At 53.8% G+C, this 16,559-nt stretch carries 15 protein-coding genes; 9 read left to right on the top strand and 6 right to left on the bottom strand.

Going from position 1 to position 16,559, the window contains the following annotated elements; genetic code table 11:
- Nucleotides 1-199 precede the first annotated feature (199 nt).
- Both serA and R3C20_02730 read left to right on the top strand, forming a co-directional pair.
- On the top strand, nt 200-1,834 hold the full coding sequence (gene serA / locus R3C20_02735; GenBank protein ID MEZ6039394.1) for a phosphoglycerate dehydrogenase: 1,635 nt from the start codon (nt 200-202) through the stop codon (nt 1,832-1,834).
- 113 nt (nt 1,835-1,947) lie between these two features.
- Entirely contained in the window at nt 1,948-3,624 is a 1,677-nt protein-coding gene (locus R3C20_02730; GenBank protein MEZ6039393.1) for a fatty acid CoA ligase family protein, read from the top strand.
- A 242-nt stretch (nt 3,625-3,866) separates the two neighbouring features.
- Here the strand turns inward: R3C20_02730 and R3C20_02725 are convergent, their stop codons facing one another.
- The gene (locus R3C20_02725; GenBank protein MEZ6039392.1) at nt 3,867-4,349 is read right to left on the bottom strand and encodes a hypothetical protein; all 483 of its coding nucleotides are present in this window, start codon (nt 4,347-4,349) and stop codon (nt 3,867-3,869) included.
- 382 nt (nt 4,350-4,731) lie between these two features.
- Here R3C20_02725 and R3C20_02720 point away from each other — a divergent pair, with 382 nt between their 5' ends.
- A complete protein-coding gene (locus R3C20_02720; protein ID MEZ6039391.1) occupies nt 4,732-6,201 on the top strand; it encodes a hypothetical protein in 1,470 nt (489 codons plus the stop codon).
- Nucleotides 6,202-6,258: 57 nt separating this feature from the next.
- Here the strand turns inward: R3C20_02720 and R3C20_02715 are convergent, their stop codons facing one another.
- Nucleotides 6,259-6,837: a DJ-1/PfpI family protein gene (locus tag R3C20_02715; protein MEZ6039390.1), complete on the bottom strand. Its 579-nt coding sequence runs from the start codon at nt 6,835-6,837 to the stop codon at nt 6,259-6,261.
- Nucleotides 6,838-7,026: 189 nt separating this feature from the next.
- Between R3C20_02715 and R3C20_02710 the strand changes: the two genes are divergently transcribed.
- Nucleotides 7,027-7,764: a peptidylprolyl isomerase gene (locus R3C20_02710; protein ID MEZ6039389.1), complete on the top strand. Its 738-nt coding sequence runs from the start codon at nt 7,027-7,029 to the stop codon at nt 7,762-7,764.
- An 84-nt stretch (nt 7,765-7,848) separates the two neighbouring features.
- Here R3C20_02710 and R3C20_02705 read toward each other — a convergent pair whose 3' ends face one another.
- On the bottom strand, nt 7,849-8,838 hold the full coding sequence (locus R3C20_02705) for a hypothetical protein (GenBank protein MEZ6039388.1): 990 nt from the start codon (nt 8,836-8,838) through the stop codon (nt 7,849-7,851).
- Nucleotides 8,839-9,589: 751 nt separating this feature from the next.
- Here R3C20_02705 and R3C20_02700 point away from each other — a divergent pair.
- The 3 genes from R3C20_02700 (at nt 9,590) to R3C20_02690 (ending at nt 11,517) form a co-directional block, all read left to right on the top strand.
- Entirely contained in the window at nt 9,590-9,727 is a 138-nt protein-coding gene (locus R3C20_02700; GenBank protein MEZ6039387.1) for a hypothetical protein, read from the top strand.
- Between the two features lie 242 nt (nt 9,728-9,969).
- Nucleotides 9,970-10,917, top strand: a complete 948-nt coding sequence (locus R3C20_02695; protein MEZ6039386.1) for a DUF1559 domain-containing protein — start codon at nt 9,970-9,972, stop codon at nt 10,915-10,917.
- Nucleotides 10,918-10,989: 72 nt separating this feature from the next.
- Complete coding sequence (locus R3C20_02690) at nt 10,990-11,517, top strand: carboxypeptidase-like regulatory domain-containing protein (GenBank protein ID MEZ6039385.1); 528 nt, start codon at nt 10,990-10,992, stop codon at nt 11,515-11,517.
- A gap of 94 nt (nt 11,518-11,611) precedes the next feature.
- Here R3C20_02690 and R3C20_02685 read toward each other — a convergent pair whose 3' ends face one another.
- From R3C20_02685 to R3C20_02675, 3 genes are all read right to left on the bottom strand, one after another.
- On the bottom strand, nt 11,612-12,517 hold the full coding sequence (locus R3C20_02685; protein MEZ6039384.1) for a DUF58 domain-containing protein: 906 nt from the start codon (nt 12,515-12,517) through the stop codon (nt 11,612-11,614).
- A gap of 97 nt (nt 12,518-12,614) precedes the next feature.
- Nucleotides 12,615-13,292, bottom strand: a complete 678-nt coding sequence (locus R3C20_02680) for a 7-carboxy-7-deazaguanine synthase QueE (protein ID MEZ6039383.1) — start codon at nt 13,290-13,292, stop codon at nt 12,615-12,617.
- Nucleotides 13,293-13,438: 146 nt separating this feature from the next.
- Nucleotides 13,439-14,437 carry an ABC transporter substrate-binding protein gene (locus R3C20_02675; protein MEZ6039382.1) on the bottom strand — a complete coding sequence of 333 codons (999 nt, stop codon included), beginning with the start codon at nt 14,435-14,437 and terminating at the stop codon, nt 13,439-13,441.
- 277 nt (nt 14,438-14,714) lie between these two features.
- Here R3C20_02675 and hisB point away from each other — a divergent pair, with 277 nt between their 5' ends.
- Nucleotides 14,715-15,314, top strand: coding sequence for an imidazoleglycerol-phosphate dehydratase HisB (gene hisB / locus R3C20_02670; GenBank protein ID MEZ6039381.1), 600 nt, complete (start codon nt 14,715-14,717; stop codon nt 15,312-15,314).
- A 230-nt stretch (nt 15,315-15,544) separates the two neighbouring features.
- On the top strand, nt 15,545-16,231 hold the full coding sequence (locus R3C20_02665) for a GDSL-type esterase/lipase family protein (GenBank protein MEZ6039380.1): 687 nt from the start codon (nt 15,545-15,547) through the stop codon (nt 16,229-16,231).
- Nucleotides 16,232-16,559: the final 328 nt, after the last annotated feature.

Below are 16,559 nucleotides of genomic sequence, written 5' to 3'. Positions count from 1 at the left end.
TCTTCTCCCGGGATCCCTGCGTTCAAAACCAGGAATGGTTTCCGGGCAGTCACAAGTTTCCCCTGAAAACGTTCGTCTTCTTGTGATTTAGGCTCGTTACGCTTAGAACACGTGCCCCGCGGATGCGCAGCTGGATGAAAAGGAGCTGCAACCCGCCCAACACGATCCAATCACTCAACCAAGATTCAGAGATTTGCACGTGTACCGAGTTCTCATTACCGACAGTCTGTCCAAAGCTGGTCTGAAGATTCTGGAAGAAACCGAAGGGATCGAACCCGTTGTCAGGAGTGGCTTGACGCCCGAACAGGTTCGCGAAGAACTTCAGTCGTGCGATGCGATCATTATCCGAAGCGGAACCACGCTGACTCCGGAGATTCTGGACGGACAGAAACGGCTGAAGGCAATCGCTCGAGCAGGCGTGGGCGTCGACAACATCAACCTGGATGCCGCCACAAGGGCCGGAATTCTGGTGATGAACACACCTGCTGGTAACACCATCAGTACGGCCGAACACACCTTCGCCATGATGCTGGCGCTTTCGCGCAACATCGGCCCGGCCCACGCGAGTATGAAGGCCGGGAAATGGGATCGAAAATCCTTTCAGGGGCGACAACTGGCCGGAAAAACGCTGGCCGTCATTGGTCTGGGACGAATCGGGCTCAGCGTTGCACAGCGGGCCGTTGCCTTTGAAATGAATGTGCTGGGTTACGACCCGTTTTTGTCCGAAGACAAAGCCAAGGAATTGGGCATTGATCTGTTCCGCGACGTCGATGAAATCATCACTCGATGCGATTATCTCACCGTGCATACGCCGCTGACAAACGAAACCCGCGGCATGATCAATGCCGAACGCCTGAAGAAAATGAAGCCGGGAGTTCAGCTGATCAATTGTGCTCGTGGAGGCATTATCGACGAGAATGACCTCGCAGATGCGATCGAATCCGGCCACGTTGGTGGCGCGGCGATTGATGTTTTTGTGGAAGAACCTCCAACAGACCGACGATTGGTTGATCTGCCACAGGTTCTGGCCACGCCGCACCTGGGTGCGTCCACCGAAGAAGCACAACAACTGGTTGCCATCGAGGCTGCCGAAATGGTCTGCGGCTATCTGCTGCGAAACGAAATCCGCTGTGCCGTTAATATGGCACCGGTTTCCGCGACCGAGATGCAGGACCTGAAGCACTACCTGGACCTCAGCCATCGACTGGGTTTGCTTGGATCTCAGATGATCAAAGGGCAGGGGCTGAAATCTGCTGAAATCATTTTCCGAGGTGATGCAGCCAATCGCAAAACACGACTGATGACATCTTCGTTCACAGTCGGCCTGCTTGAAGGGTCGCTCGACCAGTCTGTGAATATCATCAATGCCACGGCAATCGCTCAATCGCGCGGAATTCCGATTACAGAATCCTCCAGCGGTGACTGCGAAAACTTTTCGTCAATGATCTCGATCGTGCTGACCACCGATCATGGTCGGTTCGAAGCGTCAGGCACAATCTTCGGTAATCAGTTCCTGCGTCTGGTGCGACTCGGCGAATTCCACTTCGAGGCCTATCTCGACGGACTTCTGCTGATCTATCGCCATCGGGACGTCCCGGGCCTGATCGGGTATATCGGTACGATCTTCGGCGAACACAAAGTCAACATTGCGCACATGGCTCTGGGCAGAAAACATGCTCAGCCGGGTGGAGATTCTGTTGCTGTGCTGAACCTGGACAGCGAACCGTCCGCCGATGCCATCGCGCAGGTGCTCAAACATCCGGAGGTCAGCGGTGTCGAGCTTGTGCGACTTCCTTCTGCGGCAGCCGAACTCCCGTGGCAGGGCCAGAGCTAAGTAAAACATCCACAACACCATTCTTTGGGGACGAGGAATTCACGCTGAATGCCGAGGTATTGCACTGTCTTGCGTGAATCCGTCCATTCTGAACGCTCAACAGCAGGCCGATCATGTCGAAGCAGCTGAACATCGCTGACCGGCTTCGACAATCCGCAGAAAGGGCGCCTCAGCAGCGTGCGGTGGTTTTCCCGGAGGGCAGGGATTATCAGGGGCGAGTGGCCTATACGCATCTGACCTTTCAACAACTGGATCAGGAAGCAGACCAGATCGCCCGCGGGTTGATCGAAATGGGCGTGCGACCAGGTCACCGTCTGATCCTGATGGTGCGTCCATCGCTCGAATTCATCGCACTCACATTCGGAATATTTCGATCCGGCGCTGTCTGCACTTTGATTGACCCCGGGATGGGTCGGTCCAGCATTTTCAAATGTCTGGATGAAGTTCAGCCCGATGGATTCATCGCGATTCCCGTGGTCCATGCGATTCGTCGCAGTATGGGAAAACGATTCGCAGATGCCCGGTTCAATGTCGTGGTCGGGCGAGTCAATCACCTGTTGCGCAAGACAATTTTAAAGGCGTCGACCTACCAGCAGCTGATCGATGGCGGACGCAACTCTCAGGCACAATTACCACAGACACAAGCAACCGATCATGCCGCCATCATTTTCACCAGCGGAAGCACTGGCCCGCCGAAAGGTGTCTGTTATGAACATGGGATGTTCAACGCGCAGGTCGATTTGATTCGAGATCGCTTTGACGTCCAGCCCGGTGAAACCGATCTGCCCGGATTTCCACTGTTTGCGTTATTCAACATCGCAATGCAGGCGACGACCGTCATCCCGGACATGGATCCGACACGGCCCGCGAATGTCGACCCCGTCAAACTGCTGGAGGCGATCCACAATCAGAATGTCACTCAGGCCTTTGGTTCACCGGCATTGTGGAATCGTTTTGCCCGCTACTGCGAAGATCAGAACATTACGCTGCCTACCATCAATCGAACTCTTTCCGCCGGCGCGCCAGTTCCGAATCACGTCGTCCGCAGAATGGTTCGTTCGCTTCGCGACAACGCAGATATCTTTACGCCCTATGGAGCAACTGAATGTCTCCCGGTTGCCGTCATTGGTGGTCGACAAGTCCTGAATGAAACAGCTGCACTGACGGCTGATGGTCACGGCACATGTGTTGGCACCATTTTTTCCGGAATGGAAGCCCGGATTATTCAGGCGAGTTTCGAACCGATTTCGGAGATCTCCGAAGCGGTACCACTTCCGACAGGCCAGATTGGCGAGATTATCGTGAAGGGTCCCGTGGCAACTCGCGAATACTTCAGACGGCCTGATGCCACGGCCATGGCGAAAATCAAAGACGGAGATTCATTCTGGCATCGGATGGGCGACGTGGGTTATTTTGATGACCAGTCCCGGCTCTGGTTTTGCGGCCGCAAAGCACACATCGTCTTTGCGCAGGATGGCCCCATGTATTCAGTTTGCTGCGAAGCGATCGTCAGCAACCACCCCCACATCTATCGATGTGCGCTGGTCGGAATTGGACCGAAGGGGACTCAACTTCCGGTCATCGTTGCGGAACCCGAAGCAGGACACTACCCGGCGACGCCAGCTCGTGTGGCGGCGTTGCTTGACGAACTCAAGCAACTTGCCGCCGCGCACCCGCTCACGAGGTGTATTCAGACATTTCTGCTTCACCGAGCCTTGCCCGTTGACACGCGTCACAACGTTAAAATCAACCGCGAACAACTGGCCGAATGGGCGGCAACTCGAGTCTGACGGGGCAAGCGTCCACATGCACTCCGGTGATGTCAGCGATAGCCGGTTCAATCCATCACTTTGATGGTACGTTGTTCCGTGACCAACTGGCGCGTTGGAAACCGTCGCCCCTGGACTGGAAGCCTGTTGAAAAACGGGACTGGCTCGAGCAGGAGACCATTAAACACGATGGTTTCCAGTCCTGCTGTGTGCCTGTCCTGCTGTGTGCCTGTCCTGGTTGTTCAACGGACAGCTAGGCTAGGCTAGTGGTGCCGCGTTTCGTCACAGTCGACGCATCGGGGATCCGGCTGTCGAGCGAGGTACGAAGGACCATACTGGCTTCGTCCCGTGTTTAATGTGTAAGGAGAATAATCCATGCGATATCCATCGCACGGGCGAGCGAACAGATGCCCGAGGCCGCGGGGCCGGAAATCGTCCGGGGCACAGCGTTGACATTGTGTCAGGGTGGCAGCTCTGGGGCGGTACCAGGTTCCATATTTATCAAGAGGCATCATGAAATGACTGAATCCATGTGCCGCGGAACCAGGAGCACCCAAATCGGGATGAGCTCGATAGATGGAGAACCCATTGAACTCCGGAGATCCCTCAAGAAGTTCCGGGGAACTGATCACCGGCATCCCTGAGGAGTCAGGGACAGGAGCCAGAGGGGGGGATTGAGCCGCCGCAAATGGCTGCAGAGAAATGAAAGCGGCTGTGAAGGCCGGCAAGAATCGAGCGAGTCGCATCCTGCGTCTCCCGTGGTTAGAGCATCCGTGACATCTGCGTGACTGCAAAGCGCAACATCATCAGTTTCGGATGATTCCCGCGTCGGAACCAAGCCGTTCCGGCTGGATACAGAGCCTCCGGGTCAGACGGCCGCGGATTGTGGGACTGGTTCTGATTATTCGCAACGTTCTGCCCATCCAGCGCAAAGCAGTCGTTCCGGTTACAACGAAAACGGCCGGTGACAGTCGTGGAAAACGACGGAACGTACCGGCCGGGTACCATGACAAATCGAATCTGTTGAAGAATCTGGTTGTAACGGTCCGGGGATTTCGATCAAATCCCACTAAACAGATCGTTACGGCCCCCCAATTCTTCCCTGCGTCAACTGCTGGAGTTTCGCGAATGTGTCCACCCGATGGTTGCCCAGAGAATCAAGCGCTGAGCACACATCAATCGCTGAGCAATCACCAGTGGAAGCCGGAGCCAGAGGCCGCCGAATGGATTGGCCTGCAGTTGACTCGACTTTGTCACAACAACCCTCTGCTCAACGATTTCTCCAGACTGCTGAATTCCCGAGTTTCCGGCCGACTCATTGACTGGATTGACCACCTGGAGCTGCAGTCGTTGAGTGGCATTGAGGAATCAGGTTACCGAGAAGTTGGCAACGACTGGTACACCCATTCCGGAGCCCTGCTGCCGCCGGTTCAGTATGGTCATCGAGACAACGTTTATCTGAAAGTTGATTCGGTCACTGATTTCGTGGCAGCCAATCGATGGCGTTTTCCCTTCAGACTACACGGAGGCCCGCTGGATCCCGTTCGCTCGGCAACCATTGAACTGGACGCTCCGGCCGGTCTCGGTGTTGTTGAACGCCACGGTATCTCTCCGACAGCCAGCTCCATAACGATTCCTGCTGAGACACGAGTGAAAACGCTTTCAGTTTTCGACGAATTCGTCAATCGTGAACGGACATTCCCTTCCGAGGAACATGGCTTTGATGCACTCACACGACTTGTCGATCAGGCCATCCTGGACGTCGGGCAGGAACTGGCCTGTGATGCTTTCTTCCGTGCCGAAAGATCTTACTGGCAATCGCGTAACCGAGCTGCTCAGGTCCAGTACATGCGGCAACAATCACTGGGACTGGGTTGGGGCAACCACGATCACCATACTTATCGCAGCAGTCGCACATCTTTCCACCGGCTGATCGCGGTGTTCGAACAGTTCGGATTCCAGTGTCGAGAGAGGTTCTACGCCGGCGCGGAGGCTGGCTGGGGTGCTCAGGTGCTGGAACACGGTCCCTGCGGAATCGTCATCTTTGCTGATGTCGACCTGTCCGCTTCGGAACTTTCGAATGATTTCGCCCACCAGCCGCTGGATGAAACCGATACCCCCGGAACAATTGGGCTCTGGTGTGCGCTGCATGGAGAAGCTGTGTTTCAGGCAGGCATGCACCATCTTGAGTGTCAGTTCGATTTTGATCTCGCCCGCGCACAGCTGCTGAAGCAGAAAGTGCGGTGCATGCCCCCGTTTACGGAAACACCATACCTGCAACAATGCTTTACGGAAGGCGAACGCTGGGCCGTTGCTCCATACAAGATTACCCGAGCGCTGGAAAACAATTGGATCACTGACGAACAGGCGCAGCGTTTTCTTGCAGAAGGCGCAATCGGCTCTCACCTGGAGATTCTGGAACGTAACGATGGATATCGCGGATTCAACCAGTCCGGTATCAATGACATCATCAAACGCACGGATCCGCGGGCTTTTGGTGACGATCTCTCGCCACAACAGATCATTGGCCAGATTCTTGATGTGAATGAATCCGTGGCCGATCTCGAGGACTCCAGCGAATTCATTCTCGGTGACTGATCCCCGGTGAATGAATCGCGGTGACTGAATCGCGGTGACTGGGGCCACATCGGAACATCAGCCAAACGGCACGCTCAGCAGCTTCAGAAATTCGCGGCAAAACGCAGGATGTGCTGGCCATGCAGGAGCAGAGACGAGATTGCCATCCACAAACGCGCCGTCGATGTCAATTTGCATGTACTCGCCACCACCCAAAGTAATCTCCGGGCCACAGGCAGGATAAGCGGTGCAGCGTCTGCCTTTGATGATGCCAGCGGCTGTTAAGATCTGCAGGCCGTGGCAAATGGCCGCGATTGGTTTCTTGGCATCATTGAACGTCCGCACAATCTCCAGCACCCGCGGGTTCAGTCGCAGATATTCGGGAGCTCGACCACCGGGAATCAACAGGCCGTCGTAATCTGACAGGTCAATGGTTTCGAAATCTGCATTCAGAGTGAAGTTGTGGCCGGGCTTCTCGCTGTAGGTTTGGTCACCTTCGAAGTCATGAATCGCCGTCCGGATCTGCTCACCCGCTTTTTTGCCGGGGCAGACACAGTGGACGGTCAAACCTGCTGTCAGCAACGTCTGAAATGGCACCATGATTTCGTAGTCCTCAACAAAATCACCTGCCAGCAATAAGACTCTCTTCTGCCCCATTTTCCCGTCCTTTGAATCAATAGCTTCGATCGAGATCAGCCAACATTGAAGCGGATCTCATCCGAAGGTCAACCCACACTTGAATGCGACGGCTGACTCAGAAATACTCCGCTCCTGCAAAGACCACATTCGTGGTCGCAGCCTTCGACATTTCATTCCAAACGCTCACTCTGCTCCCGGATCATTCTAATGACCATGCCTCGAATTTCACGACGCGATCTCCTGCCGACATTGCTGGTAGCATCCTTCCTGGCAGTCGGTTGCTCCGGTGCAAACCGAAATGAAACGGCTCCCCCCGTAATGCAGTCACTTGATGCCCTGGAGTCGCTGGGCGATAACACGAACTCACCTCCACCGATGGGAGCCGCAGCAACCGCATCAACGGCTACGGACGAAGGTACCAACGTCCCCCAGGAAGGCACCTTTAAGGTGAAATTCGAAAGCACGGCGGGCGATTTTGTAATTGAGGTCAACCGGGAATGGGCACCGATCGGCGCGCAACGGTTTTACGACCTGGTTAAGAGTGGCTTCTATGATGAATGCCGATTCTTCCGTGTTGTGCCCGACTTCATGGTTCAGTTCGGACTGAATGGAGATCCCGCGATCAACGGCCAGTGGGACCGTAACCTGAAGGATGATCCAGTGAAGCAGAGTAACGAACGGGGCTTTATCACGTTCGCAAAAACCGCGTTGCCTAACAGCCGAACGACTCAGGTGTTCATCAACTTCAAGGCAAATACATTCCTGGACAGCGATGGATTTGCCCCGTTCGGCAAAGTCATTGAAGGAATGGAAAATGTCGATGCGATCTATTCAGGCTATGGCGAAAAGCCCGACCAGGGACGAATCCAGTCCAGCGGCAACGAATACCTGAAGGGTAGCTTTCCAAATCTTGACTATGTCAAAAAGGCAACCATCATCGAATAGCCGGTGGTCCTGAACCCGAGTGTGCCCCACGCCCCGCCTTCGCACGAAGAGCGGGGCATTTTTTTGTCGGGAGACCAAACCTGTCTATTCGTCGTCGCGGATCAGACTTTCCGTGTAAGTTCCAAAGGAACTCACAACAGAATTCTGCCCGGCTCCATTGATGACCGTTTGATCGAACTTCCACTGCTTGCCGACCATGATCCCTTCTTCAATATCAAATTGCAGTGTCCCCTGAGGCGTCGCCTGAATCAGCTGAGTTCTGATGGATGGGCTATTGGCTGGTGAGAGGACAGACGATGCAAACTTGATTTGCGCAACACCGTCCTTCACGCTCTCCAGCCGAAAGGAACGCAGAATTTCGATCTCGCGAGTAATCTTGTCTGTCACACGCACCCGGACTTTTTGCACATCCGTCCATGAATCTCCGACTGACACTCGTTCCTGAGGAAGAGGCATGAGGAACGTTCCCGCCGCATCGTCATCACGCGGTTCTTCGGCACTTGCCGGAAGCACCAGATGAGCGTCAGGGCTTGCTTCTCCTGTCGCAATCACCTGAAAGCGAGTGGCCTTGCCGCGAAGTCGATCGGCTGTCATTCGAAACATAACAGGCACCTCATCGGGCTTCATCGTCGAATCGAAAACGATGGGCTTGCTTCCATTGGACTGCCACTGCATTCGAATATGCTCATACTGCATAGCGATGTGGGTGACCCCATTATCATCAACCTCATCAACGGTGAACACACGTCGTTGCTGCACCTCGGTCTGATCGGACGTGACCTGCTCCTGCCGACTTCCATTGACGGTGGCGACAGAGGTCGTGCTGTAACGCAGTTTCTGACCTGTCTGGAATTTATATCGCAGCAAGTAGTTCTGGCTGGTCGCATCCGAGGATGCATCTGCGACGTCCGATTCTGTCCCGGAAGAAGACTGGGGCTGAATCGAAGCTGCAGTGGTTTCCGATCTTACTTTGTCTGCATCTTCTGTGGCCGCGAAAGCCGATAGATGCACGGGCACGATCACCATCGCGCAGGTGGCTGCAAGCGTCGGCAATAAACGAAACGGTGTCTTCATCCCTGAACCTCGTATTCCCACGAATCGACAGGTTGCTCCATGCAACCATCGAAACTTCATGAGTGAACTGCGGACTCTGGCACAAAATCAAAATCCAGAGCCATGCGATTGATGCTAACGGATGATTGGCAATCACTGCGAGGGCATTCTGGTGAGCGATTTTCGTCCCTGAACGTCAAGAACAGCCCTGCCTGCGGAATGAATCACAGCTGGACAACAGTCAGGTGCGTTCTTAAGAAAGCTGCAACTCATTCGCTGTCAGATCGTTGCATCAATTTCACGCTCGACGCAGGTACGATTGAGGCAGTTTTCAGCTCATTTGATCACGCCCACATCGGGACACGAATCCTTTGGATGTGGCACGGCCGGTTCAGCCGAAGAACAGCTGGGAAAAGTCAGACTGATGCTCCTCACGTGATTGCCCGGCATGTGATTGCCCCGCACGTGCTGCAGACGCAGAGAAACGCAGCCTCGGCCGCATTACGTCTTTGTGCGAAGCATCAACTCTTGAGAATCCATTTCGGATGGCGGTCGGAACGAAGATATACTGCATTCCCGCAACGCGAGGGTCAGACTGTGGCTGAAAGAAACGCAGACGGTACCGGCCTGGCGACGGCTTCAAGGACGGCATGAACTCGTCATCATCATCGAAGCCGGAATCATCACTCTGCATAATCATGAGAGCTGTCTCACTGATAACTCTGAGAAGACTTCAGACGAATTGGTGAATTTCTACGTGAATACAGATTTGATGGCTGCTGATATTCTCGGACATGCAAACGCCGGACTTGAACGCTCTCCGGCAAATTCCGCCGATGCCATGACATCCCCCGCAGGAATTGCCCCGGAAACCGCCCCCGCGCCAACACTAAACATTCGTCCTCCATAATCACACATGGCATTTTTTCTTATGTCCACAAACTAATAACCGCCAGCAGTAGATGATAGCATCCTACCCCACAGGGCAGACGGTCCTCGTTTTTTTCGAGGTTGAGAACCGGGGAAGAAGGGATCAGCGGTACTCAATTTCTTAACATGGCGAAGTTGAAATGCCCGTGGCAGCTGTGCCAACGACTTTCTTTAAATAGTTCTGTCCACAAAATTTCTTTGCATCGCCTAAAGGAGGCATCGATGGACGTCCGGCGCAAACGTACCGCAGGATTCACACTGATCGAATTACTCGTCGTCATCGCAATCATTGCGATTCTGATTGCGCTTCTTCTGCCCGCAGTTCAGCAGGCGCGAGAAGCTGCACGCCGAACTCAATGTAAGAACAATCTCAAGCAACTGGGTCTGGCGATGCACAACTATCACGACACCTTTGGAGTATTTCCCTATGGGTTTGATCAACGAGAGACTCTCTGGTCAGCGATGATCCTGCCACAAATTGAACAGGGAAACCTCTACGCGACCCTGATTTGGCAGGAAAGCGGCCCGGGTAACTGGGATGCAAATGGTTCGCCGAACGAAAAAGCCTGCGGCACTGTGATCAGTGCATTTCTTTGCCCGTCAACGGCTGACGGTGGTCCACGTGACAACAACGGAATCCCCGGTCGCGTTCCAACAGCCTATCGAGCTGTTGCCGCATCAAATGCATCCTCCGATGACCTGAGCACTCGAGTTGCTCCCTACAACACATCGGCTTATACGGCTCTTGAGATTGTACCGCTGAACGGCATGTTCTACGGCTGCAGTAAAGTGCGTATGCGGGATATTGTCGACGGCACAACCAACACGCTTATGATCGGCGAATCCTATTCTGACACGTACGTCAAAGACGGTCAGCAAATGGATTTCTGGTTGTTTGGTTCACCACAAACCGGCGGATGGAACCCGGGTGGAAAGGGTGGAACAGAATATTCAGAAGGCTTGGGTTCCGCATGCGTCCCAATCAACTCCCGCCTGAATCCGACAATGCATGGCACATTGATGGAAATTTCATTCGGAAGTTATCACGTTGGCGGCGCTCAGTTCACTCTGGCAGATGGTTCAGCACGCTTCATCTCTGAAAACATCGACCTGAACCTCTATCGATCACTTGCCACAATTCGTGGCGGTGAGATTGTTGGAGAATTCTGATCCGCCCCGGGAGAGATCGCCGGGCAGCATCAGGGTTGCCCGGCCGCAAAACAGATTGAAAAAGTGGACACGATGATTGCTAAAATAATCCCCCAAATGACGGCACGCGCGATTCTGGCTTCGGCCATCTGCACAATCACTCTGACCGGCTGCAGCACTGCCCCGCAAATGGACTACAGTAAGGCGAAACTCGTCTCTGTGTCCGGCACAGTGACTCTGGATGGTGAGCCGCTGCCGAATGCTGTCGTCACGTTTGAATCCGTGGTCGACGGAACATTCTCCTTCGCTCAGACTAACAGCAGCGGTAAATACACACTTCAATTCGATTCGCAAATGTCAGGCGTGACACCCGGACAGAAGAAAGTGGCGTTCAGCACGACACGGAAAATTCTTGGGTTGAACTCAGACGACGAATCAGGCGGAGAAGGCGAAGGAAGCGGAGAAGGCGAAGTGGAATCGGCGACACCAACGCCTAACGTGGAACTGGTGCCGGACTGCTACAACAAAGATTCAAAGATTCAGGTTGAAGTCACAGCATCAACAACGACTTTCAACTTTGATTTGAAGAGCGACTGTTCCACAACCGGTGCCACTCCTTAAAAGACCATCGTCAACGACCAAAGTGTCCGGAAGCACGATCGCAACGATTTGCGATCGTGTTTTTTTACGCAGCCCGACAGTTCAGAAAGAGTGGTCATCGGCGAGCATCACGTTCAGCAAGCCACGACCCCAGGGCTGACTGAAGGGGGTCCGTCGTCAACAGGCGTTTGTATCCGACGTTCAGCATGCCACATTGCCGCGACAATTCTTCGGCGAATTCGCGATACAGACGCAGATATTCTCGCCTGAGGCGAAGTGGATCAACGAGGATCCGATGATTCTGTTGCTCAATATTTCGGAATTGAGTTGGGCGTTCGAATGGAAACTCTTCTTCCTCGGGAGCGGCAATTCGAAACACGATCACTTCGTGCCTGGCGTGCCGACATCTTTGTAAAGCGCGGACCAGATCATCCACAGAATCAAAACAGTCGCTGATCAGAATCAAAAGACTGCGTCGTGCAAGTGTCGGCAACAGGCTTTCCAGCACTGAAGCAATGCTGGTTTCAGATTCAGTTTTTTCCTGCTGAAGATGCTGCTCAATCTGCCGGAAGACATTTCGATTACTGGAGGGCTTCACCTGCGATCGAATGGCAGAATCGAAGGTGACCAGGCCAACAGCATCTCTCTGATTCAACAGCAGCCATGCCAGCGATGCGGCCAGCATCCTTGCATAAGAGAACTTCGAAAGCGTTGAACCGGCATATGCCATGCTGGAACTGCAATCGACAATCAGATGAGCGCGAACATTTGTCTCATCTTCAAATTCTTTGACGTAGTAGCGGTTGGTTTTTCCGTAAGCACGCCAGTCAATGTGCCGAATTTCATCGCCCGGATAGTATTCGCGATGCTCTACGAATTCGACACTGCTGCCTTTATACGGGCTGCGATGACGGCCCATCAGCAATCCCTCCACCAACTGCCGGGCGATCAGCTCGAGCGAACCGAACTGAGCGAGTTGAGTTGGATCCTGAGGAATCGGAGAGGTTGGCGTTTCAGACACGTTTGATCCTTCATTCAGCCCTTCAATAGCATCGCTTCAGTTCAGACCATCGCATCAGCTGAAACTGCGCCCGGCGCTTTTCGAACCTTTGCAACTGTTATATTCCCCGCCGATTGCCGAACAATTCAATATGAAGTCGGGACGAGTACTGAAAACCATTTTCTATAGCGGCGGCCTTTAACCATTCCGATTTCTCAGCCAGCTGATCTCGATCCCGAGCCTGCGGCATCAGCCAGATCTGATTCAGCTGAATCTCAGGAAATTCATCCAGATAGCTGCGGACTTCCTGCAAGTCTTCAGGCGAATCGATCACGAACTTGAACACGGCGTTATACCTGGAAACCAATGCGCGCAACACATCGGGCTGATGTCGAATTCGGTCGTGCCGTGATCCCCAGATGGCATCCACCGGAATCGAGTTTTTCAATTTCGGGCTAATCGCCATCAGATCGCATTCGACGTCAAGATCCACCGTGCCAGCCGTTTCAATCGTGACTCGTTTCCCCAATTCACGACAATGCCGACTGAGGGGCACCAGGTCATTGACAAGCATCGGTTCGCCGCCCGTCAAAACCACATCCGGAGACTCAGATGCTGCAACGACATCGCAGAGTTGTTCCAGTGAGTACTGGACGCCTTCAGCCTGCCACGATGTGTACGGCGTATCGCAGAACCAGCAGCGCAGGTTGCACCCCGACGTGCGGATGAACAGGGAGCGAGTACCGGACCACGGTCCTTCGCCCTGGATGGATTCAAAGATCTCAGAGATCAGCACGATTCAACCGAACAGAGAGTAAGGTGCACGGGTTCAACAGCATTGAGACGCATGTCCGAGCGCCACGACCGGGATTCACGTCGCCGAAGAATACCGCACTCCGTGGGGGTTTTCGCAACGTTCGCAGCAATTTGCCCCACGAACCCTTATTTTTCGCCAGATTCCGGAAGGAATTTTGTGGAGAAACAGTCCTCAGCCTTCACCGAGCCCGCTTCAATCTCGCCGACTTCCTCAATCTGCGACACCAGAGTTTGCCAGCGCGTCAGAGACATTTCCCCTAATTTCGTTGATTCCTCGGGCAGGCAGAGCGGCCGCATTGCTGATACACCAAACTCCAGGGCCGCGATACTCATCCCATCGTTCATCGAATGAATGGCTTGATTTGTTTGTGTGGCATCCTGCAGATATGTTTGCCACCCCTCAAGGCAACCATCAACAACCTGCTTTACCAGATCTGGCTGAGTCTGGATTGCTTCTTCCGTTGTGACAAGAAGACTCGCGTACGGATTGAATCCGAGGTCCGACACCATCAGAGTCTTCGGATCGCCTCCCTTCTCCCGGGCGACGAACGGTTCACTGAACACATATGCCTGCTGAGCAAACTTCGGCTTTGTCAGAAACTCCGCCACGGACCCGGAAAACGGAATCATTGTGACGTTTGTCAACGGCAACTTCCTTTTCATCCACAATGCAAACGGACGGGATTCGCTGATTGCGAGTTCCAGATTTGCAAGATCTTCCAGCCGTTCGATGCCGGCACCCTCGTGAACCATGATACAGCGGGGCGAATTCTGCATCGCCGCCATGACAGCGACCAGTTTCGCTCCTCGGGATCTCGCTTTGACGACGTTATCCGCATCAGAAACCGCAAATAGAATTCGTCCGGAAGCAAGATCGGCAATCACCTGCTGGGGTGCCCCCACTGCGCCGGGAATAATCTCAACATCCAAGTCTCTGGCTGAAAAATGTCCATGAACATCGCCGGCGATGAACCCGCCGTGCTCACACTCCGGAAACCAGTTCAATGCCAACTTCACCCTTGTGGTACCATCCTTCAGAGCAACAACCGGCTCAGATTTCGTGCACCCGGTCACACACCAGAATAGTCCTGCCATCAGCAGAACACGTTGAAACACGGCATTCATCGAACTGCGATACCTTTCCCTCAGCGCCAAACATGACCGCTTGTCACCTGCCCAATTGCCCGCGTGATTGTAGGCAGTATCAACTGAGAATAGTCGTGCCGATTGAACGGACATCGCAGATTCTTCCGACTCGCTGGAATCTGCCACCCCAAACACGATGATTACTCGTCGACCAGAGCGAATCATGTGCTCAAACACCTTGCCGACGAACTTCAGCCGTCATGATTGTGGCAGAGTGCTCGATCTTCTTCCTCACTTTTCTCCGTGTGCTTCCATCATGTCAGCAAACCGCTACGCCTCCATCGAACGCAACACATCGGAAACTCAGATCAAGCTGTCTCTTCATCTGGATGGTACAGGCCAAAGTTCCGTAGAGACCGGCGTTGGATTTCTCGACCATATGCTGACGCTTTTTGCTCGACACGGTTTGTTCGACCTTTCCGTCGCAGCCAATGGAGACCGGCATATTGATGATCATCACACAGTGGAAGATGTTGGAATCTGTCTGGGGCGTTGCCTGGGCCAGGCCATCGGCGACAAGAAGGGCATCTCTCGCTATGGTCATATGACGTTGCCAATGGAAGAAACGCTGGTCACATCTGCGGTCGACCTGAGCGGTCGATTTGCGTTTCATTTTGGAGCACAATTCCCGTCGCAAAAAATCGGGACGTTCGATTCTGAACTCGTGCACGAATTCTGGAACGCGGTTGCGTCGAACACCATGATGAATCTGCACGTGCTTCTGCACCATGGCGCCAATAGTCACCATATTGCCGAAGGAATTTTTAAGGCGACTGCCCGAGCCTTGCGCATGGCGGTCGCGATCGACCCTCGCCAAACCGGCATCCCGTCTTCCAAAGGGACGCTGTCCGAGTAAGCGAAGTGAACAACTGGTCTTACCCGCTGGTGCTGTGAAAACTCCGCCGAACAGCAGTGTCCGGCCGTGTCGACTTGAAAAACGCACTCGAGACTCGTCATCCTTCGGAATCAAACTTTTTACGAAGGACCCCATCCATGTCGTGTTTCGAATCAGCCGCCTGCGCAGCACCAGCAGGCAAACCAATCAGGCGGGCGGTAACCTGTCCTGGACCGTCAACCCACGAACTCATGTGGACCCTGCTGTTTGCATTGGCGATGCTGGGAGCATCCGGAAAATGCATGGCCCAGAACAAGGCCGCGCCAGCATCCCGATGGGAAAAAGACATTTCCGAAATGGAGTCCCGGATTGCATCTGGAATGTCTGCAAAGGGGGATATTGTCTTCGTGGGTAGTTCCAGTATTCGGCTTTGGAAGCTGAAGGACTCATTCCCTGAATTGAATGCCTGCAATCACGGTTTCGGTGGCTCAGAAATTTCAGATTCGATTGAGTTCTTTGATCGCATAGTTGCACCCGTTCAACCGAAAGCGATTGTCCTGTACGCCGGTGACAACGATATTGCAAAAGGCAAAACGGCAGATCGGGTCGTTGCAGATTTCCTGAAGTTCGCGGAAAAAAGCGACGCGTCAACCGGCAAACCAACCCCCATTTTTTTCATCTGTATCAAGCCAAGTCTCAAAAGGTGGTCAATGGCGGATACCATCCAGGAGGCAAATCATCGCATCCAGGAGATCTGCTCAAAGTCTGAACACCTTCACTATGTTGACGTCTGGGCATCCATGCTGGATGCCGACGGAATGCCGAAGAAGGACTTGTTCGTCAAAGACGGTCTTCACATGAGCCCTGCAGGCTATGCGATCTGGACAAGGCAATTGGCGACCGCATTCACAGCGGCAGGCATCGCGACAGACAAGTAGCTGCTGGTTCATCACGGACAACTTCTCTGATGAAGAATTCATGCCCTCACCCGGAGGGTTCGTCCGGCGACCACGAATGAGAACAACTATTCCCCAACGGGAGACCTGGTTCGCTTGTTCAGATGTTGACTGGTAACTTCGGGCCAGGTCGCGTAAACCTCGCTGTGTTCGAGGTCACTCCTGCGCTTGGTAATCTGCACGACACGCTGTCGGTATTCAGACGAATACAGACAGCGAACGGACGGCAGGTTTTGCAATGTGATTGTTGCCCGTGCGTCGGAGCCTGAAAACAAAAGACGGGGTAGTCTGCGATACCAGGAATCGCAAC

This window comes from Planctomycetaceae bacterium (assembly GCA_041398825.1).
In the GTDB taxonomy this organism is placed as follows: Bacteria; Planctomycetota; Planctomycetia; order Planctomycetales; family Planctomycetaceae; genus F1-80-MAGs062.
The sequence above is the reverse complement of the archived record's forward strand: the minus strand, read 5'-3'. Positions and strand labels throughout refer to the sequence as shown.

What these genes read in the sequence shown, in the direction of transcription:
- hisB (MEZ6039381.1), top strand. Translation starts at nt 14,715, where the DNA reads ATGTCAGCAAACCGCTACGCCTCCATCGAACGCAACACATCGGAAACT.
- R3C20_02675 (MEZ6039382.1), bottom strand. Translation starts at nt 14,437, where the DNA reads ATGAATGCCGTGTTTCAACGTGTTCTGCTGATGGCAGGACTATTCTGG.
- R3C20_02720 (MEZ6039391.1), top strand. Translation starts at nt 4,732, where the DNA reads ATGTGTCCACCCGATGGTTGCCCAGAGAATCAAGCGCTGAGCACACAT.
- R3C20_02705 (MEZ6039388.1), bottom strand. Translation starts at nt 8,838, where the DNA reads ATGAAGACACCGTTTCGTTTATTGCCGACGCTTGCAGCCACCTGCGCG.
- R3C20_02700 (MEZ6039387.1), top strand. Translation starts at nt 9,590, where the DNA reads ATGGCTGCTGATATTCTCGGACATGCAAACGCCGGACTTGAACGCTCT.
- R3C20_02695 (MEZ6039386.1), top strand. Translation starts at nt 9,970, where the DNA reads ATGGACGTCCGGCGCAAACGTACCGCAGGATTCACACTGATCGAATTA.
- R3C20_02725 (MEZ6039392.1), bottom strand. Translation starts at nt 4,349, where the DNA reads ATGCGACTCGCTCGATTCTTGCCGGCCTTCACAGCCGCTTTCATTTCT.
- R3C20_02715 (MEZ6039390.1), bottom strand. Translation starts at nt 6,837, where the DNA reads ATGGGGCAGAAGAGAGTCTTATTGCTGGCAGGTGATTTTGTTGAGGAC.
- R3C20_02665 (MEZ6039380.1), top strand. Translation starts at nt 15,545, where the DNA reads ATGTGGACCCTGCTGTTTGCATTGGCGATGCTGGGAGCATCCGGAAAA.
- R3C20_02710 (MEZ6039389.1), top strand. Translation starts at nt 7,027, where the DNA reads ATGACCATGCCTCGAATTTCACGACGCGATCTCCTGCCGACATTGCTG.
- R3C20_02730 (MEZ6039393.1), top strand. Translation starts at nt 1,948, where the DNA reads ATGTCGAAGCAGCTGAACATCGCTGACCGGCTTCGACAATCCGCAGAA.
- R3C20_02690 (MEZ6039385.1), top strand. Translation starts at nt 10,990, where the DNA reads ATGATTGCTAAAATAATCCCCCAAATGACGGCACGCGCGATTCTGGCT.